This window comes from Stenotrophomonas sp. JC08 (genome assembly GCF_052180205.1).
Taxonomy (GTDB): Bacteria; Pseudomonadota; Gammaproteobacteria; order Xanthomonadales; family Xanthomonadaceae; genus Stenotrophomonas.
On record NZ_CP197473.1, the window covers coordinates 596,617 to 615,170 of the forward strand.

Annotated in this window: 18 protein-coding genes; 8 read left to right on the forward strand and 10 right to left on the reverse strand. The window is 67.1% G+C overall.

Annotated features, from left to right (window positions below):
• Positions 1-3: 3 nt before the first annotated feature.
• A complete protein-coding gene (locus ACSBPQ_RS02640; RefSeq protein ID WP_442684492.1) occupies positions 4-327 on the reverse strand; it encodes a hypothetical protein in 324 nt (107 codons plus the stop codon).
• A gap of 5 nt (positions 328-332) precedes the next feature.
• On the reverse strand, positions 333-881 hold the full coding sequence (locus tag ACSBPQ_RS02645) for an RNA polymerase sigma factor (protein ID WP_442683540.1): 549 nt from the start codon (positions 879-881) through the stop codon (positions 333-335).
• 134 nt (positions 882-1,015) lie between these two features.
• On the opposite strand from ACSBPQ_RS02645, the gene ACSBPQ_RS02650 reads away from it, so the two are divergent.
• Both ACSBPQ_RS02650 and ACSBPQ_RS02655 read left to right on the forward strand, forming a co-directional pair.
• A complete protein-coding gene (locus tag ACSBPQ_RS02650; protein ID WP_442683541.1) occupies positions 1,016-1,324 on the forward strand; it encodes an NAD(P) transhydrogenase subunit alpha in 309 nt (102 codons plus the stop codon).
• Complete coding sequence (locus ACSBPQ_RS02655; protein WP_442683542.1) at positions 1,321-2,778, forward strand: NAD(P)(+) transhydrogenase (Re/Si-specific) subunit beta; 1,458 nt, start codon at positions 1,321-1,323, stop codon at positions 2,776-2,778. The genes ACSBPQ_RS02650 and ACSBPQ_RS02655 overlap by 4 nt, the downstream gene beginning before the upstream one ends.
• Before the next feature lie 9 nt (positions 2,779-2,787).
• Here ACSBPQ_RS02655 and ACSBPQ_RS02660 read toward each other — a convergent pair whose 3' ends face one another.
• A complete protein-coding gene (locus ACSBPQ_RS02660; protein ID WP_442683543.1) occupies positions 2,788-3,726 on the reverse strand; it encodes a helix-turn-helix domain-containing protein in 939 nt (312 codons plus the stop codon).
• A 385-nt stretch (positions 3,727-4,111) separates the two neighbouring features.
• Here ACSBPQ_RS02660 and ACSBPQ_RS02665 point away from each other — a divergent pair, with 385 nt between their 5' ends.
• The gene (locus ACSBPQ_RS02665; RefSeq protein WP_442683544.1) at positions 4,112-5,935 is read left to right on the forward strand and encodes a tetratricopeptide repeat-containing sulfotransferase family protein; all 1,824 of its coding nucleotides are present in this window, start codon (positions 4,112-4,114) and stop codon (positions 5,933-5,935) included.
• Here the strand turns inward: ACSBPQ_RS02665 and ACSBPQ_RS02670 are convergent.
• The 3 genes from ACSBPQ_RS02670 to ACSBPQ_RS02680 all read right to left on the reverse strand — a co-directional run bounded on the left by ACSBPQ_RS02670 (position 5,920) and on the right by ACSBPQ_RS02680 (position 10,076).
• Positions 5,920-6,606 carry a 2OG-Fe(II) oxygenase gene (locus ACSBPQ_RS02670; protein ID WP_442683545.1) on the reverse strand — a complete coding sequence of 229 codons (687 nt, stop codon included), beginning with the start codon at positions 6,604-6,606 and terminating at the stop codon, positions 5,920-5,922. The genes ACSBPQ_RS02665 and ACSBPQ_RS02670 overlap by 16 nt on opposite strands.
• The gene (locus tag ACSBPQ_RS02675; protein WP_442683546.1) at positions 6,557-9,490 is read right to left on the reverse strand and encodes a TonB-dependent receptor; all 2,934 of its coding nucleotides are present in this window, start codon (positions 9,488-9,490) and stop codon (positions 6,557-6,559) included. The genes ACSBPQ_RS02670 and ACSBPQ_RS02675 overlap by 50 nt, the downstream gene beginning before the upstream one ends.
• 163 nt (positions 9,491-9,653) lie before the next feature.
• Positions 9,654-10,076, reverse strand: coding sequence for a hypothetical protein (locus tag ACSBPQ_RS02680; RefSeq protein WP_442683547.1), 423 nt, complete (start codon positions 10,074-10,076; stop codon positions 9,654-9,656).
• A gap of 106 nt (positions 10,077-10,182) precedes the next feature.
• Between ACSBPQ_RS02680 and sufT the strand changes: the two genes are divergently transcribed.
• Complete coding sequence (sufT, locus tag ACSBPQ_RS02685) at positions 10,183-10,734, forward strand: putative Fe-S cluster assembly protein SufT (RefSeq protein ID WP_442683548.1); 552 nt, start codon at positions 10,183-10,185, stop codon at positions 10,732-10,734.
• 122 nt (positions 10,735-10,856) lie between these two features.
• Positions 10,857-11,957 (forward strand): branched-chain amino acid aminotransferase, encoded by a 1,101-nt coding sequence (locus ACSBPQ_RS02690; protein WP_442683549.1) that lies wholly within the window; start codon positions 10,857-10,859, stop codon positions 11,955-11,957.
• A gap of 198 nt (positions 11,958-12,155) precedes the next feature.
• Here the strand turns inward: ACSBPQ_RS02690 and ybaK are convergent, their stop codons facing one another.
• The 4 genes from ybaK to wrbA all read right to left on the reverse strand — a co-directional run bounded on the left by ybaK (position 12,156) and on the right by wrbA (position 14,203).
• Entirely contained in the window at positions 12,156-12,629 is a 474-nt protein-coding gene (gene ybaK, locus ACSBPQ_RS02695; RefSeq protein WP_442683550.1) for a Cys-tRNA(Pro) deacylase, read from the reverse strand.
• The gene (locus tag ACSBPQ_RS02700; protein ID WP_442684493.1) at positions 12,629-13,114 is read right to left on the reverse strand and encodes an asparaginase domain-containing protein; all 486 of its coding nucleotides are present in this window, start codon (positions 13,112-13,114) and stop codon (positions 12,629-12,631) included. Before ACSBPQ_RS02700 ends, ybaK begins: the two co-directional genes overlap by 1 nt.
• Positions 13,115-13,253: 139 nt before the next feature.
• A complete protein-coding gene (locus ACSBPQ_RS02705) occupies positions 13,254-13,613 on the reverse strand; it encodes a DUF2069 domain-containing protein (protein WP_442683551.1) in 360 nt (119 codons plus the stop codon).
• Positions 13,610-14,203 carry an NAD(P)H:quinone oxidoreductase gene (gene wrbA, locus ACSBPQ_RS02710; protein WP_442683552.1) on the reverse strand — a complete coding sequence of 198 codons (594 nt, stop codon included), beginning with the start codon at positions 14,201-14,203 and terminating at the stop codon, positions 13,610-13,612. Before wrbA ends, ACSBPQ_RS02705 begins: the two co-directional genes overlap by 4 nt.
• Positions 14,204-14,280: 77 nt before the next feature.
• Here wrbA and ACSBPQ_RS02715 point away from each other — a divergent pair, with 77 nt between their 5' ends.
• The 3 genes from ACSBPQ_RS02715 to ACSBPQ_RS02725 all read left to right on the forward strand — a co-directional run bounded on the left by ACSBPQ_RS02715 (position 14,281) and on the right by ACSBPQ_RS02725 (position 18,475).
• Positions 14,281-15,555, forward strand: coding sequence for a YihY family inner membrane protein (locus ACSBPQ_RS02715; RefSeq protein ID WP_442683553.1), 1,275 nt, complete (start codon positions 14,281-14,283; stop codon positions 15,553-15,555).
• A complete protein-coding gene (locus ACSBPQ_RS02720; RefSeq protein WP_442683554.1) occupies positions 15,552-16,115 on the forward strand; it encodes a TlpA family protein disulfide reductase in 564 nt (187 codons plus the stop codon). The genes ACSBPQ_RS02715 and ACSBPQ_RS02720 overlap by 4 nt, the downstream gene beginning before the upstream one ends.
• A gap of 206 nt (positions 16,116-16,321) precedes the next feature.
• The gene (locus tag ACSBPQ_RS02725; protein WP_442683555.1) at positions 16,322-18,475 is read left to right on the forward strand and encodes a hypothetical protein; all 2,154 of its coding nucleotides are present in this window, start codon (positions 16,322-16,324) and stop codon (positions 18,473-18,475) included.
• The last annotated feature ends 79 nt before the right edge of the window (positions 18,476-18,554 follow it).

The following is an 18,554-nucleotide window of genomic DNA, read 5'->3' on the forward strand; positions in this document are numbered from 1 at the left end:
TCATCACTCCATGGCCAGGGCGTCCGAGCCGAGCCACAGGAACAGCTCCGGGCTTTCGTCGAACAGCAGGATGTCTTCGTTGTCGCTGGCGACCACCGGTGCGCTTGTCGGTGCACTGGCGTGGTCGAACTGCAGCAGCACGGTGACCGCCAACAGCGCCGAACAGGCGGTAGCCAGCCACCAGCCGCGGCGTCGCCATGGCGAGGCGGAAGTGGCATGTTGGCGGGCATCGCGCAGCCGTGCCAGCGTGACGGGGGACAGCGCGGCGTCGGCCTGGCGCTGCAGCTGCCGCAGCTGGCGGTCGAAGTCGTCGGGATGTGTGGGCAGGCGGTTCACCGCGTGGCCTCCAGTTGTCTCTGCAATGCGTCGCGCGCGCGCGACAGGTGGGTTTTGACCGAGCCTTCCGAACAGCCCATGACCCGGGCGGTGGTGGCCACGTCCAGCTCCTGCAGCACGCGCAGGCTGAACGCCTCGCGCTGGCGCGCCGGCAGCTGCCGCAGCGCCTGCACCAGCCGGGTGTACTGCTCCTGCTGCTCGTGTTGCTGTGCCGGCCCGGGCGTTTCATCGGCCCAGTCGATGGTGCTGTCCTGGTCGTGATCCTCCTGCGTTGCCCAGAACTTCAGGCGGAAGCTGCGCCGGCGCTGCAGGTCGATGATGCGCCGGCGCAGGATGCTCCAGAACAGCGGGGTCCATTCCTCGGCCGGGCGCTCGCGATAGCCCAGCATCCGCTCCATCGTGTCCTGCACCGCATCCAGCGCATCCTCGCGCTGGCGCAGGCCGGCCTCGGCGAAGCGGAACGCGCGCGTGCCGACACCGGCCAGAAAGGCTTCCAGCGAGGCGGGGGCGGCGGGGGCCATCAGGGGTGGGCTGGTCACCAGCACAGGGTAGCGTTCCGTTCGGTTCCATGAGGGATAACGCGCGGGCGCCGGATCGGTTGACAACGCAACGGTCGCCTCGGCTTTGGCGGCATGGTTATGATGCCGCACAGGCGATTGCAGCCCCGGAGAAAACAGCAATGAGCGACGGATTCGTGGCGTTGTACATCTTCATGCTGGCGGCGATCGCCGGCCATGTGATCATCTCGCGGGTGCCGGTGATCCTGCATACCCCGCTGATGTCAGGCTCCAACTTCATCCACGGCATCGTGCTGATCGGCGCGATGGTGGTGCTCGGGCATGCCGACACCACGCTGGAGAAGGCCATCGGCTTCATCGCGGTGATGCTGGGCGCGGGCAATGCCGCCGGCGGCTACGTGGTTACCGAGCGCATGCTGGAGATGTTCAAGACCAGCCGCAAGCCGGGCAAGGCGGAGGATCGCGCTTGAACGTGACCTTCGCGCAGCTTTCCTCCTGGCTGGTGAGCACCAGCTATCTGGCCGCCGCCACCTTGTTCCTGCTCGGGCTGCAGCGCATGGCCTCGCCCAGGACCGCGCGCAGCGGCATCCACTGGGCCGGCGCGGGCATGTTGCTGGCCACGGTCGCCACGTTCTTCCTGCCGGGGCTGCACAACATCGCGCTGATCCTGCTGGCACTGGTGCTGGGAACCGGCTGGGCGTGGCTGTCGGCAAAGAAAGTGGCCATCACCGACATGCCGCAGATGGTGGCGCTGTACAACGGCATGGGCGGCGGCTCGGCGGCGGCCATTGGCGCGGTGGAGCTGCTGCGCTTTTCCGACCTGGCCGGCCGCGACACCAGCCATTGGAGCGCGCAGGCCATCGCCGACCTAGCCGCACGGCAGCCGTCGGCCACGGTGCTGGCGCTGGGCGTGATCGGTGCCGCGATCGGCGCGGTGTCGCTGTCCGGCTCGATCATCGCCTGGGCCAAACTCGACGGCCGCCTGGACAAGCGCGTCACCTTCCCCGGACAGCAGGTGTTCAACCTGGCGGTGGCGGTGGCGATGCTGGCCCTGGGCGTGTGGGCGGCAACGAGCCTGCAGCCGCTGGCGATCATCAGCTTCTTTGTGGTCGCGCTGGCGCTGGGCGTGCTGATGACGCTGCCGATCGGCGGTGCCGACATGCCGGTGGTGATCTCGCTGTACAACGCCTTCACCGGGCTGGCGGTGGCATTCGAGGGCTATGTGCTGGGCAACGAGGCGCTGATCATCGCCGGCATGATGGTCGGCGCGGCCGGCATCCTGCTGACCCGGCTGATGGCCAAGGCGATGAACCGCCCGATCAGCGGCGTGCTGTTCTCCCACTTCGGTGGCGGCGGGCAGGGGGCGGCGGAAATCAGCGGCAGCCAGAAGCCGATCGAAGCGGCCGACGTGGCGGCGATGATGGCCTTCGCCGAGCGCGTGGTGATCGTGCCCGGTTACGGCATGGCGGTGGCGCAGGCCCAGCACAAGATCTGGGAACTGGCGCAGCGGCTGATCGAGCGCGGGGTCAAGGTGAAATTCGCCATCCACCCGGTGGCCGGGCGCATGCCCGGGCACATGAACGTGCTGCTGGCCGAGGCGGGTGTTCCATATGACCTGATCGCCGACATGGACGACATCAATCCCGAGTTCGCCACCACCGACGTGTCGCTGGTGATCGGCGCCAACGACGTGGTCAACCCGGTGGCCAAGACCGACCCCGGCAGCCCGATCTACGGCATGCCGATCCTGGACGTGGTCGATTCGAAGAACACCATCGTCATCAAGCGCGGCAAGGGCACCGGTTTTGCCGGTATCGAGAACGCGCTGTTCTATGCCGACAACACGCGCATGCTGTACGGCGATGGCGCCGAAGCGGCCGGTGCGCTGGTCAGCGAGTTGAAGGCGCTGGATGGCGGGCACTGAATGCCGTACTCAATGGAGCAGTGCCGGTCCGTCTGCCGGTGATGCCTGGGGATTGCCGGCCATGGGGCTGGTGCAATCCGGTGATGGCGGGCGCGCATGAAGTCCCCTGCGCGCTTCGCCGGTAGTGCAGCCGAAGGCGTGTTTGAACGCGCGACAGAACGCGCTTTCGCTTTCAAAGCCCAGTGCGTCGGCGATCTCGCAGACCGACAGTCCGGTGCCGCATACCAGCTCCCACGCGCGCTGATGGCGGAGGCGCGTGGCGTACTCGCAGGGCGTTTCGCCAAACACGCTGCGATAGATGCGGATCAGGTGGGTGGGCGAGTAATTGGCGATGGCGCCAAGGCGCGCCAGGTCCAGACGGTCATCGATGTTGCAGCGGATCAGGTGTTGCACGCGCAACAGCCGCAGCAGGGTCTGGTGGCGGCGCAATGCGGTACGTCCGCTGCAGCGTGCGAGCTGGTCGTGCAGCCGCTGCTGGTGTTCGACCAGCGCATCGCGAAGCCAGACCATGTTGTCCACCACCGCCGCCTCGTCTGTGCCGCCGTCGAACCAGCGCGCACGCAGCATATGCACCAGCGGGCGACCGAGTTGCTGTGGGCAGTGGGCCTGGTCGGGAATCAGGGTGATGTCGCCGGTGATGCTGTGGGGAAGCCCGTGCCACAGGGCGGCCGGTGCGGTGATGCACAGCCACCAGCAAGGGCTGCGGCCGGTGATGCGCAGGTTGCCATCCAGCCAGAGTTGCAGATGCCGTGAGGTCAGTTGCCAGGGGGTGTCGGCGTTGCCCAGTTCCAGTACGCCGCGCAGTACCGCGATCACGCTGATCCAGCCGGCTGGAATCAACAGGCGGGTGCCACGACTGCTGCCTGCGATGGCGTGGACCTGGGCGGGCGGTTGGCCCGTCAGTTCCAGCGAGTGGACGCCATGGAGGTGATGATGCTGGATTCTCACTTCGCTTCCATTGCCGGCAGGCAGCCGGCTATGCGGGGTCGCGCAGGAAACACCGGAAGGCCAATCGCCTCGCCGGAACCGCTGGCGCGACCTTGACGATGGAATTCCGCCAAGTACTGGCACGGCGGTAATTTTCTGGAGGCGACGTGAAGCGCTGATGAAAAAAAGCCCGGACAGGCCGGGCAGCTCCGGGATGTCCCTGCTTTCCCTGTTCATGGCGAGGGTTGAGAAGGGACGGGCCTGGGAGAGAGTTGCCAGGTTTCCGGACGGCTTTATGCTGCTTGCACACAGAGGCCAAGGCCGTGCGCGGATGTGCATTCGGATAGGCCGTTGTTGCGAATTCGCGTGCTGGCCGTTTCTCTGCAACCGACCCTGAGGCGTGGTGATGCTGCAGATCCTGCTTGATCGGGCGCTTGACCATCTCCATCGCGGCCAGCCGCGTGAAGCGGCGGCATTGATGCATCAGCTGCTGGATAGCGCGCCGGATCATGTCCCGGGCCTCCAGGTGCTGGCGCTGGCCATGGCCCAACAGGGCGCGGCTGAAACGGCACGCGCGTTGCTGGACAGGGCCGCGGCGCTGCAGCCGCAGTCCTCCGAGGTCTGGATCAACCTGGGCAATGCCTGCTTGCAATGCCGCGATCCTGCCGCCGCTGACAGCGCGTTCCAGCGTGCGCGGGCGCTGGGGAACCAGACGGTGGCCTGCCTGCTGGGACAGGGGCTGGCGTGCCTGGCGCTGCAGCGCTTCGTCGAAGCGCACGACTGGCTGGCGCGGGCCCTGCTGCTGGAGCCCGGCGCCGCCGATGTCCGGCTGGCGTATGGGCAGGCGCTGGCGGAGCTGGAGCGGTTCGATGAGCTGGCGCAGTGTCTGGAGGAGCTGGGTGGGGAAGGGCTCGATGGGGAGCAGCAGCGTGCGCTGGCCTGGCTGTGGGCGCAGGCGGGCAGGGATGAGGCCGCGCTCGCGCTCTATCGGCAACTGCTGGGCGCGGATCGGGCCGATCACGACTCGCGGGTCCGGCTGGCGTTGCTGCTGGAGCGGCTCAACCGCCTCGACGATGCCGCCACCGAACTCGGACAGGTCGCACCGGCGGCGGCATTGCACGATGCCGGCATGCTGTCGCTGGTCCAGGCGCGAGTGTTGCGGCGGCGTGGACAGGCCGATATCGCGATCATGCGGCTGATGCCCGCGTTGTCACAGGAACTGCCGGTGGCGATGCGGGCGCAGCTGCAGTTTGAGCTGGCCAAGTGCCACGACTCTCTGGGAGCTGAGGAACATGCGATGGCCGCGTTGGAACAGGCCCATGCGGCGGCGGCCCAGGCTTTCCGCGAGCGGCTGCCGGTGGATGCATCCCCGGCAGTGCTGGGCTGGCTGCAGCAGCGCCTGCGACATCCCGCACCGGCGACATGGCGGGTACCGGTTGAGGATGCATCACCGCCGGATCCGGTGTTTCTTGTCGGATTTCCGCGCTCGGGCACCACCTTGCTGGAACGGATGCTCGATGCGCATCCGCAGCTGGATGTGCTGGACGAGCGGCCGGCACTGGAGGTGGCCATCGAACAACTGCGCAACGGCCCGGATTGGCGTGATGAGGATCTGGATGCGTCGTTGGCCACGCTCACATCTGCACAGATCGCGCAGGCGCGGCAGCGTTACTGGCGGGAAGTACACCGGCATGTGCTGCCGCCCCATCGGCTGGTCGACAAATACCCGTTGACGATGACCCGGCTGCCGTATGTGGCGCGACTTTTCCCGCAGGCCGATTGGCTGTTGCTGCTGCGCCACCCCTGCGACTGCGTGCTGAGCTGCCACATGCAGGCGTTCGGGATGAACGGCGGTGCGTTGGCGTTCGCGTCGCTGGAATCCACCGCACGCACCTATGCGGCGGTGATGGCGTGGTGGGAGACGCAGCGTCAACGGGTGCCCGCACGGGTGCATGTGTTGCGCTACGAAGACCTGGTACTGGATCTTCCGGCGCAGCTGGAGGCGCTGATGGGTTTCCTGGCCTTGACCGTGGAGCCGGCACAACTGGTTTCACATCAGGCGTCGGCGGCCCGTACCCGGCGCATCAATACGCCGAGTTACGCGCAGGTGATCGAGCCGGTGAATGCGCATGCCATCAGCCGCTGGAAGCGTTACCGCGCGTATTTCAGCGAGGCTACGCTGGCCACGCTCGCGCCGTGGGTGCAGCGCTATGGCTACCGGTTGGATTGAGCCTGCGGAAAGCGCAGGTAGGTGGACAGGATGTACTTGTCCTGCTGCGGTGATGCCTGCCCTTGATGGGCGTACATCCAGTACGGCGGGAACATCAGCAGGCGTCCGGCACGGGGGGCGATGCCGGTGTGCAGGCCGGGGAACCAGGTCTGGCCGCCACTGTCGATGTCGTTCAGATACCAGAGGAACACCAGGTAGCGGTCGCAGACCTCGTTGATGGAGTCGAAGTGGGTCTGGAATTTTTCCTCGTCACCGGCGCGGTAGCGCTTGAGGATCAGCGGGCTGAGCAGCGGGCTGTCGGGCACCGCGATGGGCAGACCGACATCGGCGTTGTAACGCTGCAGGGCCTGGCTGACCAGCTGCCGGAAGAACGCCAGGAACGGCGCATCGGACAACCGGGTCACGTCCAGTTCGGTCCAGGCGCTGTCGTCCAGGCCGGCGCGGATGCCGCGGCCGTTGCGCTGCTGGAAACGGGCCAGCGCGTTGAAGGAATCGATCAGCTTGCCGCACAACTCCGGCGCCAGGCTGTGGTCGTAGGTGCGGATGTAGTGGCGCAGGTCGGCGCCGGGAGCCTCCGCCGCGGATGTGTTCGCGGCGGAGACCGGTGTTGCCGGGTGGGACTCAGAAGCGGGCAGTCCAGCGCATCCAGTAGTAACGGCCGATCGCATCATAGGTGCGCATGTCCGTAGAGGCGTTGAAGCCAGAATAGATCAACGGTGGCTGGCGGTCAGTAAGGTTGCGCACACCGATCTGGATCGAGCTGTTCTTGAGCTCCTCGAACTGGTAGCCGATCTGAAAGTCGGTCTGGGTGTAGGACGGCACCCGGCGTTTGGCGACATAGCCCGGGTCGGAAACATCGGCCACGTCCGGTGCCTCGTAGACATGGTGGACGTAACGGGTGGTGAGGCTGGCGGTGAGGTTGCCCAGCGACCAGCTGATGTCGTTGAGCGCGCGCCAGCGGGCCATGTTGCCGAAGCCGGAGGAGGCGTTGTCGACGAAGGTACCGGCCAGGCCGACACTGCCGGGGATGCCGGGGAAGGCGCCGACGTCACTGCTCGGATCGCCGGCCAGCAGGCGCACGTTGTACTCGGCCAGATAGGTGGCATCCAGATTCCAGGTGAATCTGCCCCAGCTGCTTTCCGGCGCCATGTAGCGCAGGCCCAGGTCCATGCCGGAGGTCTTCAGGCTGCCGAAGTTGCCGATCACATTGGTCATCTGCGCCACGTCGCCGGCATCGTCACGGATGAAGGTGTCGCAGTAGCGGCCCTGGGTGAAGCACTGGTTGAGCATCACGTTCTCGGGCAGGTTGGTGATGAACTGGTCCAGCTTCACCCGCCAGTAGTCGGCGGTGATGCTGAAGCCATCCAGCCAGCCCGGGCTGTAGACGAAGCCGTAGGTGAAGACGTCGCCTTCTTCCGGCTGCAGATCGGGATTGGCGACCTGGAACGAGGTGACCTGGTTGTTGCTCTGCTGGAACGAGCCATCGGTGGGCACGCCGGCGCAGGCGGTGGGATTGCCGCCGGTGTAGCCGTTGCACGGGTCGGTATAGGTGTTGGCGCTGGGTACCGTCGGTGCGTACAGGTCGCCGATGGTCGGAGCGCGGAACACGTCGGCATAGGTGGCGCGGACCAGCAGGTCGGCAAACGGCTTCCATTCCACACCGATCTTGGAGTTGGTGGTGCCGCCGAAGTTGGAGTAGTCCGAGTAGCGGGTGCCCAGGCTGATGGTCAGCTTGTCGGCGAACGGCATATCCGCAAGCAGCGGGATCAAGGCTTCGGCGTAGATTTCGTTGACGTCGAAGGAGCCGGCGATATCACCGAACGTACACGCTTCCTGGGTGATCAGACACACCGTCTCGCCCGGCGGGATGATGGTCAAAAAGTCGCTGGTGGAACTGGCCGACTCCTCGCGGCGCTCCACGCCCACGGCCAGGGAGGTCGCGCCGGCGGGCAGCTCGAACAGGTCGCCGGTGACGTTGGCATTGAAGACCTTCAGGTCGTTCTCGTTGGAGTTGGTGATGGTCGGGTTGATCAGGTTCAGCGCCGCCAGCTGGGCCTGACCGGCGGCGGTGTTCGGATCCGGGGCCGGGCCCATGAAGTTCACCGGCAGGCAGCCGGCGATGGCGGTGGCCGGATCGCCCGGTGTACGGACGCAGATCGGGTTGCCGGTGGCCGGGTCGATCATCGACGGGCCCAGCGCATCGGTCAGGCCGGGGCTGTACAGGTAGCCACGCACCGACGAACTCTGCGGGGTGCGGCCGTAGGCGTAGGACGCATCCCAGCTCCAGCTGCTGTCGCCGAAGTCGCCGCGCAGGCCGGCGGTGATCTGGTAGGTGTCGGTCTCGAAACGGGTGGTGCGGGTCGGGATGAAGTCGCGCAGGCGCAGGCGTGCATCGGTGATGTCCACCCCGAACGGGTTGTACAGGCTGTCCTTGCTGATCGGCACATCGTCGACCGCGGCGCGGCCGTCAAACGGCAGCGGGGCGATGAAGAACGAGGACTCGGTCTTCAGCCAGGAACCCAGCAGGAAGGCTTCCACGTGCTCGCTCAGACGGTAGTTGCCGCTGACGAACATGCTGGTGCGCTCCTGCGGCGTCAGGTTGAGGTTGCCGTCGGCCTGGAAGTTGTAGACGTCGGTCTGGCCGTTGAAGCAGCGGAAGTCGGATGGCGAGGTGCCCGGGCGGCCATCGATGCGGGTCAGTACGACATTGGCGCCGCTGCCGCAGTTGGGGTCGCTCAGGTCCACGCCGCCGGCATTGGCGCGGGGAACGACGTAACGACCGGTGAGGATGCGGCTGGTGCCGCCGATGCCCTTTTCACCGGCGTACAGCTGGTAGGGCTGGCTGGAGTAGGCGCGGTCGGCGGCGCTGACCGAATCCTCCTTGTCATAGCTGGCGCCGAGGATCAGGTTGCCTTTCTCGCCGGTCATGCCGAAGGTGGCGTCGAAGCGCTGGGTGGCGGCATCGCCACGCGAGGAGATGCCGTAGTAGGCACTGGCCTCCAGTCCTTCGAAATCCTTGCGCAGGATGAAGTTGACCACGCCGCCGATGGCATCGGAGCCGTAGATGGCCGAGGCGCCGTCCTTGAGCACTTCCACCCGCTCGATGGCCGCCATCGGGATCGAGTTCACGTCCACCGCGCCGTTGGCGTTGCTGACGGTACCGATCCAGCGCCGGCCATCGACCAGCACCAGCGAGCGGTTCACGCCCAAGCCGCGCAGGTCGACCGTGGCCGCGCCGGCGCCACCGCCGTTGTTGACCTGGGGATTGGTGGCGGCACCGGCAATGGCCGGCGTGCGTTGCAGGAATTCGCCAACCGTGGCGGCACCGGAGTTGTCGATGTTCTGGCGGTCGATCACGAACACCGGGCTGGAGGTTTCCAGATCGGCGCGCTTGATGCGCGAGCCGGTGACCTGGATGCGGTCCAGGGTCGTGGCTTCCTCCTTCGGGGGAGCGTCCTGGGCGAGGGTGTCACCCACAGCCCCCAGCGCCAGCGCGGCGGTGGACATGGGCAGCAGGGCACAGCGGATGGCGTGGCTCAGAGGCTGGATACTCACAATTCGACTCCGCAGGATGGGTACCGGGTGTCAGAAAATTACGAATATTTAACGCCGATGAGTGTGCCGCTCCGGCACACCTCGATGTGCTGGAACTGACATTTCATACGTGCCGGAGCAGGATTTGCGTTGACCGCGATTGCGTCTGGAACGATGGCCGCAGTCAGCGCGCCGCGCGCCATGCCACCAGAACGGCGATGACCAGCCAGATGGCTTCGGCGGTGCCATTGGCCAGTTTCGACAGCGTCCAGGCCAGCGCCGGGCCCATGCGCAGGGCTGATTCCCATGGTGTCAGGCCCATCGGCCCGCCCATATAGGCCGAGGCTATGGCCCAGTTGGCGGCCACGACGATCAGCAACGTGGCCAAGACCGCAACGGCCACCCGCGCAGCGCCGGCACGGAAGGTGCCCAGCCGCAGCATCCACGCCGCTTCCAGCGCGGCCAGCACCGCCATCCAGCCGGCCTGGGTCCGGGTGGACAGGGCGACCAGCAGCCAGGCGATGGTGAGGGTGATACTTCCGAGCAGCAGCAACAGCGGCCAGAGCCAGTGGTGCGTCCGGCTGGGCGGCGGGGAAACAGGGGGCATGGGCACTCCGTACAGGTGTCGCAGCATAGCGTTTCAGCGGGCAGGGTGCCCAGTCGTATAAAATGGAGGCCTTGCGGGCAGCGACCGCGTCCCCATATCGATTGACATGTATTCCCGTAGCAGTGAACCCGTCCATTTCGAGCGCGACTGTCCGGCGGTGATGGTGCCGCAGGGCGACAGCGTGACCCTGCCGGCCGGCAGCTATGGCTATATCACCCAGGCGCTGGGTGGCAGCTATACGGTGTTTGTCGAAGGCAACCTGTTCCGTATCGCCGGCAAGGATGGCGATGCGATCGGCAAGGAGACGCCACCGGGGCTGGAGCTGCCCGAAGGGGCCGATGACGGGGATGTGGAAAAGCTGGTCTGGCAGCAGCTGCGGACCTGCTTCGACCCGGAAATCCCGTTCAACATCGTCGACCTCGGGTTGATCTACGAGGTGGATATCAAGCATCTGGACGATGGCCGGCGCGAGGTCGATGTGACCATGACGCTGACCGCGCCGGGCTGCGGCATGGGGGAAATCCTGGTCGATGACGTGCGCAGCAAACTGGAAATGATTCCGACGGTGGCCCTGGCCGACGTCGATCTGGTGTTCGATCCGCCGTGGGGGCGTCACATGATGTCCGAGGCCGCGCGTCTCGAAACTGGCATGCTGTAACGGCTGGCACCTCCCCGCGCCCGGTTGCCGGGTACCGTGGGGAAGCAGGTGCCGGTCCGCGTCCAAACCGGTGGCGATACAGGCACCGGCGTCCAAACCCGCAATCTGGAAGGAATTACCCGGTGTCCCAGTCTTCCCTGAGCTTTGCCGTCACCCGTTCGGACCACCCGCGCAGCGCCGCCGAGCGCGCCAAGATCCTGGAAAAGCCGGGTTTTGGTGTGTATTTCACCGACCACATGGTGGCCGTGCGCTGGGACAAGGACACCGGCTGGCATGATGCGGTGGTAACCCCGTACGGGCCGATCGCGCTGGACCCGGCCGCCGCGGTGCTGCATTACGGCCAGGAAATTTTCGAAGGCATCAAGGCCTACCGGCATGCCGACGGTTCGGTGTGGACCTTCCGTCCGGAAGCCAACGGTCGCCGCCTGCAGCGTTCGGCCGCCCGTCTGGCGTTGCCGGAATTGCCGGTGGAGATCTTCGTCGAATCGCTGAAGCAGATGATCGCCGTGGACAAGGACTGGGTGTCCGATGCCGACGAGGCCAGCCTGTACTTCCGCCCGTTCATGATCGGCGACGAGGCCTTCCTCGGCGTGCGCGGCGCGCACAAGGCCACTTATTACGTGATCGCCAGCCCGGCCGGCCCGTACTTCGCCAAGGGCGTGGCACCGGTCGCGATCTGGCTGTCCACCGACTACGCACGTGCGGCCAAGGGTGGCACCGGTGCGGCCAAGTGCGGCGGCAACTACGCCGCGTCCTTGCTGCCGCAGCAGCAGGCGCAGGCGCAGGGCTGCTCGCAGGTGCTGTTCCTGGACCCGGTCGAAGGCAAGTACCTGGAAGAACTGGGCGGCATGAACGTGTTCCTGGTCTACGGCAAGAGCAACACGCTGGTCACCCCGCAGCTGTCGGGCAGCATCCTGGAAGGCATCACCCGCGAATCGATCCTGCAGCTGGCGCGCGACCGTGGCATGACCGTGGAAGAGCGCAAGGTCACCATCGACGAGTGGAAGCAGGGCGTGAGCTCCGGCGAGATCACCGAGGTGTTCGCCTGCGGTACCGCCGCGGTCATCACCCCGATCGGCCAGCTCAAGGGCGAAGGCTTCTCGGTGGGCGACATCAACGCGCCGGCCGGTGAAGTGACCATGTCGCTGCGCAAGGAGCTGACCGACATCCAGTACGGCCGCCAGGCCGATCGTCACGGCTGGCTGGTGCGTCTGGACGCCTGAGTCCGTCAGCGCCGTTTCAAACCGGAAGCCCCGCTCACTGCGGGGCTTTCCGCTTCTGCAGCCGGCTGTTCTGCAGGAGTGACGTAAGTCGCGACGGGTTTTACTGGTAGAGCCCGGTCGCGGCTCATGGCCCGGGGCCACCCCGCGTCGCTTGTGTCTTGCCTGGGACTCCTGCAAGGGCGGGAGGGCCGCTCCGGCCTATTCGCACAGATCCGCGCAACGCGCCTGCAGGAATCGCAGGGCGTCGGCCGGGGCGATGTCCAGCAGCAGGCCGCGCTGGCCGGCATTGATCCAGATGCGCTCATGGTCCTGCGCCGCGCTGGCGAACAGCACTGTGGCCGGACGCTGCTGGGCGAACGGGCTGATGCCGCCGACCTTGTAGCCGCTGCGCTTTTCCGCCTCCGGAACGTCCATCATCTGCGCGTGCTTCCCACCACACTGGGCGGCGAGCTTCTTCAGCGACAGCCGCTGGTCGGACGGGATCACCGCGATCAGCGGCTGCTTGTCCACCCAGGCCATCAGCGTCTTGAACACCCGCGCCGGGGCGATGCCCAGCGCCTGTGCCGCGGCCACGCCCTTGCTGTCGACCTCGGCCGCATAGTCGTAGGCATGCAGGCCATGGGCGATACCGGCCCGGTCCAGCGCGGCGGTGGCACGGGTGCCCTTGGCCATTACAGCGATTCGAAGCGGTTGGCGTCGACGTTCTTGCGCACCTTCTCCGGGTTCCAGATGCGGCCGTTCATGGCGATGTAGACGCCTTCGGGCAGCGACTGCACCGCGCCGATCGCGCAGCCGATGTTGAATTCGGCATCGGAGCCGCGGAAGCGGGCCGGGCTCAGCGCGCCGGTCATCACGATGGTCTTGCCGGGAATGCTGCTGAGCACCTTGCCGGTGGCGACCATCGAGTCGGTGCCGTGGGTGACCAGCACGTGGCGGGTCGGCTGCGCGGCGATGGTGGCACGGATCAGTTCGCGGTCGGCGTCGCTGATGTGCAGCGAATCCTTGCGCAGGATCGGGATCACGTTGAAGCGGAAGGTGACACCCAGCTCGCGCAGGATCATGCCGATCTGCGGATCGCCGATCTGGTAGTCGGATTTGTCGTCGAAATAGATCTTGTCGATCGTGCCACCGGTGGTGACGATCAGGAGCTCTTCCATCATTGCGGTGAATCCTTGCGGTGACTGCGTGCGGCGCGGTGCCGCGATGCTGCGCATGATAAAGCCGGCGGGTGCCGGCGCCGAGAGGTATGCGGCAACGGCGGACAACAGGTCGTGGCCGCTGCCCGCCCGGTGATGCTCAGCGCTCCGGAGTGGCACCGCGACGCTTGCCGAAGCGCGCGCGCAGGCCCGGCAGGCTGGCTTCGGCGATGACCAGCAGCGACAGCCCGATTTCCGCCCAGGCCAGCAGCGCGGTGTCGCGATGGGTCCAGGCGCTCATCACGCCATGGCTGAACCACATCAGCGCCAGCACGCCGGCCCAGAAGGACGCGCGCTGCCAGCCCAGGCGCAGAGCGATGGCCAGCAGCAACGGCGGTGCGGTGAACACCAGCTGCGTCGCCAGCCAGTGCTTGTCGTGCAGGAACCACCAGGTGTAGAGCGCGGCCAGCGCGATCAGCGCCAGCAGCAGGGTCGGCCGCTTTTTCTTCGTTGCGTTCATCGGAACAGCCTCTGCGCGATATCGGCCACGCGCCGGCCCAGCACGCGCGCCAGATGGGCTTCATCGTCACTGGGCTGCGGATCATCCTGCGTACCGGCCACATGGCTGGCGCCGTAGGGCGTGCCGCCGGTGGTGGTGTGGCTCAGCGCCGGCTCGGTGAAGGGGATGCCGACGATCAGGCAGCCGTGGTGCAGCAACGGCAGCTGCATCGACAGCAGTGTGGATTCCTGGCCGCCGTGCATCGAGGCGGTGGAGGTGAACACCGCCGCCGGCTTGCCGGCCAGCGTGCCGTTCACCCATTCGGCGCCGAGGCCATCGAGGAAGTGCTTCACCGGTGCGGCCATGTTGCCGAAGCGGGTCGGGCTGCCGAGCACGATGCCATCGCATTCGGCCAGATCGGAGATCTCCACATACGGTGCGCCGTCCTCGGGCACCGGCGGCGCGCTGGTCTGGGTGACGGCGGCCACCGGCGGCACCGTGCGCAGCCGCGCGCTCATGCCCGGCACCTCGCCGATGCCGCGGGCGATCTGCCGCGCCAGTCGCGCCACCGATCCACCACGGCTGTAATACAGCACCAGAATCTCCGCCATTACTCCATCCATCCATCACGCAGGAGGCGGAAGTATCGGCGATGCGGGCGACGCTTTGCATCGGGTACCCTTGCCGCATGGAACCTCTGGACACGCTCAACCTATGGACGGAGCGCTTGCGCGACCGGGCACGGAACGTGAGTTTCGCGCGCTTTCTGTGGTGCAGGTTCCTCGATGACCGCCTGTTCCAGGCCGCCGGTTCGCTGGCCTACACCACCGTGTTCGCGCTGGTGCCGCTGGCGATCGTGGTGTTCGGCGTGCTGTCGGCGTTCCCGATGTTCGAGCGCTGGAGCGAGGCGCTGAGCGACTACGTGTTCTCCAATTTCGTGCCATCGGCGGCGCGGGCGGCCGAAGGCTACCTGCGCCAGTTCTCGGCCAGCGCCGGGCAGCTGACCGCGGCCGGTTTCATCGCGCTGGTGGTGTCGCTGCTGATCACCCTCAACAGTGTCGAGCAGACCTTCAACCGCATCTGGCGGGTGGCCTCGGCGCGTCCGCAGCTGACCCGCTTCCTGGTGTACTGGACGGTGCTGACGCTGGGAGCGCTGCTGGCCGCCGCGTCGCTGGCGGTGTCGGCCAAGGTGCTGTCACTGCCGCTGTTCGGCACCACCGAAGGCCGCTGGCTGGCCGATATCGGCCTGCGGCTGGCGCCGGTGCTGATCGAATTCGCCTGCGTGATGCTGATCTACCGGGTGGTGCCGCACCACACGGTGAAGTGGCGGCATGCCATCCCCGGCTCCTTGCTGGCGGTGCTGATGCTGGAGCTGGTGAAGTGGGGGATGGGCCTGTACCTGGGCAGTTTCCAGTCCTACCAGAAGCTGTACGGAACGGTCGCCTTCGTGCCGATCCTGCTGCTGTGGATCTACCTGGGCTGGGTGTCGGTGCTGCTGGGGGCGTCGCTGGCATCCTCTGTTGCCGCCTTCCGCTACCAGCCGGCCGCGCTGCGGCTGCCATCGGGCTGCGAGCTGTATGCCCTGCTGCGCCTGCTGGGCCGTTTCCGTCAGGCGCGCCAGGAAGGGCAGGGGCTGGATGAAGAGCAGATCCTCACGCTGGAGCCGATGTTCACCGATTCACTGCTGCAGCAGCTGCTGGAACAGATGGAAGGCATCCGCCTGCTGCGCCGTGACGAAGCCGGGCAGTGGCTGTTGGCGCGCGACCTGCACAGCCTCAGCTTGAACGACCTTTACGAAGCCTCGCAGCTGCGCATTCCCGTGGCCGAGGTCTACCTGCCGCTGCGTGACGACCCGCTGGGGCAGGCTGCCTGCGAGGCACTGGATGAACTGCGCGTGCCATTGCGCGGCCTGCTCAAGCGCACTGTGGATGACATCTACGCGCCTACCGGAGAGTCCCGATGATTGTGAAAGCTGCTCCCTTGATGCTGTTGGCGCTGGCGTTGGCCGCGTGCAAGCCACCGTCGCCGGCGGAGGTCGCCGCGCCGGTGGCACCGGCGGTGGATGCGCCGGCAGCGGGCGTGCCGGCCGAGGTGGTGCAGCAGACGGCCGAGCGACCGCAGCTGCAGGTGCAGACGGTGGATGGCAAGGCCTATGACCTGGCCGCGCATCGTGGGCAATGGGTGGTGATCAACTTCTGGGCGACCTGGTGCGGGCCGTGCCTGCAGGAAATGCCGGAGTTGTCGGCGCTGCACACCATGCGCGGCAATATCGAGGTGATCGGGCTGGCGTACGAGGACATCGAGCTCGATGAGATGCAGGCGTTCCTTGCGCAGCATCCGGTCGCCTATCCGATCGCCATTCTCGATACCTACAACCCGCCGAAGGACTTCGCCACGCCGCGCGGTCTGCCGATGACCTATCTGATCGCTCCGGACGGCAAGGTTGCCAGGCAGTTCCTGGGACCGGTGGATGCCAAGGTGATCGAACAGGCCATTGTCGCCGCCGGTGGCAAGGTGCAGTGATCCTGCACGCCGCCGGAGGGGAGCGGTGGCCCGCTTTCCAGCGGGCCGCTGCCGGTGCACGCGCGCTGGTCTTTTCCGTCGCTCCCGCAGCGGCCTGCGGCTGATTCCCAGCCGGCAGCCGAAGCGCTAGGCTGCGCGGGTGACGCAGGGATCACACCACGGGTGAGGCCGTCTGCGGGGTCAAGGGCTTTCCAAGGGGGAATTCGATGTCCGTATCTGGCCCGGCACCGGAGCGTGCCGCCGTGGCTTCGCCTGCATCACGGCTGGCCGCGCTGGCCGGCACCGCGCTGCCGCGTCCGCCGGTCAAGCCGCTGTACCAGCTGAGCCTGCTGCTGGTCACGCTGTTCTGCGTGCTGGTGCCGGTGATCTATTTCGCACTGGTACTCGGCGTGAGCTGGCTGCTGCTGCACTACTACACCGCAGTGGCACCGGGGCTTGGACAGGTGCGCGGCATCGCGCTGCTGCTGGCCTGGGTGGTGCCGGGCTTCGTCGGCGGGGTGGTGCTGGCCTTCATGCTCAAGCCGCTGTTCGCACCGCGGCCGAAGGCGCCGCCGCCGCTGTTGCTGGATCCCGAACAGGAGCGCGAGTTCGTCACCGCCGTGCATGCGCTGTGCGGTGTCATCGGAGTGCGTCCGCCCAGTTCGATCCTGCTGGGCAACGATGTCAATGCGTGGGTGCAGTTCGACGATGGCTGGCGCGGCTGGCTGGGCGGCCGGCGGCGGCTGAGCATCGGCCTGCCGCTGGTGGTGGGCATGAGTGCGCGGCAGCTGGTCGGAGTGCTGGCCCACGAGTTCGGACATTTCGCGCAAGGCACCGGCATGCGCTGCGCGTACCTGATCAACAGCGTCAACCGCTGGCTGGAATCGCGGGCCTATCATCCGGATGCGTGGGATGAACGCCTGCGGCACTGGCGTGCGGAATCGCAGGACCTGTACACCGTGCTGATCACCGGCACGGCCAGCGTGTGCCTGCGGCTGGTGCGGCTGCTGATGCGTGGCCTGTTCCAGCTCAGTTTCCGCGCCAGCCAGCGGTTGTCGCAGGAGATGGAGTTCGATGCCGACCGTTATGAGGCGCTGGTGGCCGGCAGCAGCTGCTTCCGTACCACGGCGCTGCAGCTGCGCGGGCTGGCACACGCCTTCCACGATGCCGATCAGCGCAACGCGCTGGCCTGGCGTGAAGGCAAGCTGGCCGCGGACCTGCCCGCCGCGGTGCATGCACGCCTGCAGGCGCTGGAGCCGGCAAGCTGGCGGGTGCTGGCCGAGGCGCTCGAGCAGGATGCGGAAACCCGCTACTGGGATTCGCACCCGGCCGACCATGCCCGCATTGCCAATGCCGAAGCGCTGGCCGCGCCCGGCCTGTTCCTGGACGAGCGGCCGGCGGCGCAGTTGTTCGCCGACTTCCCCGCACTGTCGCGGCAGGTGACCGAGCGCTATTACCGCGACATGGGGCTGGAGTATTCGCCGCAGCAACTGGTCGACGCCGGAAGCATGCTGGTCATCAACCAGCTGGCACCGGAGGCCGAGGCCATCTGGAAGCGCTACAGCAACGGCCTGGTCGGCGAGCAGCCGCTGCTCGATCCGGCCGCTGCCACGCGCCTGCCGTGGCGTGCGCTGGGCTGGCAGGAAACGGTGGACCAGCTGCGGCAATGCTCGCCGGAGGTGGTGCTGGCCTGGCCGCGGTTGCAGCGGCGGGCGCAGCGCCGGCGTGAACTGGTCTTGTGGGTGGCGCTGCTGGACCACGACATCGGCTTCCGCCTGCCCTCCGGTGCCGAGCCTGACGGGATCGCGCTGCGCACCGAATACGGCCAGGTGACGGCCGCCGATACGCCGGACCTGCGCATCGTCGACAACGCGCTGGCCCTGTTCGCCCGCCGCCTGGCGCATGCGGTTGAAGCACTGCCCGGGCAGATGCAGGCAGCCGCGCATCGGTATCTGGCGCTGTTGCAGGCGCTTGCCGCGCTGTGGCCGGAGCAGACCGCGCTGGCCGACCAGCGCGAGGTGATCGCCTCGCTGGCCGGCAATGCGGACGGTGAGGGCGGCATTCTGGATGCGGCCAGGCAACGTGCGCGACAGCACCGGCAGGCGATGGAGCTCTGGCTGGAGCGCGCGCAGCAGGTCGAGGTCGAGGTGGAGGGCGCCGGCCAGAATCTGGCGCAACTGCTGCTGGCGCGCTGCCCACGGGCCAGCCGTGCCGATGCCGACGATATCGCCTATGCGCAGGCGCTGGCGCCGCTGGAGGATGCGCTGGCGCATCTCTACCGCACCAGTCTGGCGGAGCTGTCGGTCCTTGCCGAAGGCGCCGAGCGTGAGGCGGGGATCCGTCCGATCCGGTTGTGGCAGCCGACCGCCGAGCCGGCCTAGCAGGACTGCGCAGACCGGCATCGCCGCGGGTCGTGGTGATGCCGGTACGAACGGGGTGGCGGGAAGCGCCGCTGGAATC

Excerpts from the sequence above, each read along its gene's own strand:
- ACSBPQ_RS02705 (WP_442683551.1), bottom strand. The coding sequence starts at position 13,613 with ATGAACGCAACGAAGAAAAAGCGGCCGACCCTGCTGCTGGCGCTGATC.
- ACSBPQ_RS02700 (WP_442684493.1), bottom strand. The coding sequence starts at position 13,114 with ATGGAAGAGCTCCTGATCGTCACCACCGGTGGCACGATCGACAAGATC.
- ACSBPQ_RS02715 (WP_442683553.1), top strand. The coding sequence starts at position 14,281 with ATGGAACCTCTGGACACGCTCAACCTATGGACGGAGCGCTTGCGCGAC.
- sufT (WP_442683548.1), top strand. The coding sequence starts at position 10,183 with ATGTATTCCCGTAGCAGTGAACCCGTCCATTTCGAGCGCGACTGTCCG.
- ACSBPQ_RS02665 (WP_442683544.1), top strand. The coding sequence starts at position 4,112 with ATGCTGCAGATCCTGCTTGATCGGGCGCTTGACCATCTCCATCGCGGC.
- ACSBPQ_RS02720 (WP_442683554.1), top strand. The coding sequence starts at position 15,552 with ATGATTGTGAAAGCTGCTCCCTTGATGCTGTTGGCGCTGGCGTTGGCC.
- ACSBPQ_RS02670 (WP_442683545.1), bottom strand. The coding sequence starts at position 6,606 with ATGATGCGATCGGCCGTTACTACTGGATGCGCTGGACTGCCCGCTTCT.
- ACSBPQ_RS02725 (WP_442683555.1), top strand. The coding sequence starts at position 16,322 with ATGTCCGTATCTGGCCCGGCACCGGAGCGTGCCGCCGTGGCTTCGCCT.
- ACSBPQ_RS02650 (WP_442683541.1), top strand. The coding sequence starts at position 1,016 with ATGAGCGACGGATTCGTGGCGTTGTACATCTTCATGCTGGCGGCGATC.
- wrbA (WP_442683552.1), bottom strand. The coding sequence starts at position 14,203 with ATGGCGGAGATTCTGGTGCTGTATTACAGCCGTGGTGGATCGGTGGCG.
- ACSBPQ_RS02680 (WP_442683547.1), bottom strand. The coding sequence starts at position 10,076 with ATGCCCCCTGTTTCCCCGCCGCCCAGCCGGACGCACCACTGGCTCTGG.
- ybaK (WP_442683550.1), bottom strand. The coding sequence starts at position 12,629 with ATGGCCAAGGGCACCCGTGCCACCGCCGCGCTGGACCGGGCCGGTATC.